Raw genomic sequence first — 507 nt, forward strand, 5'->3', positions numbered from 1 at the left:
AACGCCGAGCAGCGCTGGCCGGCCGAACCCACGGCCGAGATCACCACGTCGTCGACCACCTGCTCCTTCAGCGCGGTGGTGTCGACGAACATGCCGTTCAGGCCGCCGGTCTCGGCGATGAACGGCACGATCGGGCCCTGGCGCTGGGCCAGGGTCTGGTTGATCTTCCAGGCCGTGTCGGTGCCGCCGGTGAAGGCGACGCCGTCGAGCCCGTCATGGGCGGTCAGGGCCGCGCCGACGGTCTCGCCGCGGCCGGGCGTCAGGGCCAGCAGGTTCGGGTCGAGCCCGGCGGCGTGGTAGAGCCGCACCGCCTCGGCCGCGATCAGCGGCGTCTGCTCGGCGGGCTTGGCCAGCACGGCGTTGCCGGCGGCCAGGGCGGCGGCGACCGTCTCCAGATAGACCTCGGTCTTGCCCGAGCCGGTGACGCCGTCGAGTAGCACCGGTTGAAACGCATGCGCCGCCACGCCCGCGACCAGCGTGTCCGCCGCCGCGCGCTGATCCTCCGAC

The 507-nt window shown here is 73.4% G+C and carries 1 protein-coding gene; it reads right to left on the reverse strand.

All coding sequences use genetic code 11. The features are described 5' to 3' along the window. The coding region (locus D1094_RS18520) for an aldehyde dehydrogenase family protein (protein WP_118961563.1) at positions 1 to 507 on the reverse strand (507 nt) is incomplete at both ends.

The sequence above is a fragment of the Colwellia sp. RSH04 genome, assembly GCF_003545765.1.
Lineage (GTDB): Bacteria > Pseudomonadota > Gammaproteobacteria > Enterobacterales > Alteromonadaceae > Colwellia.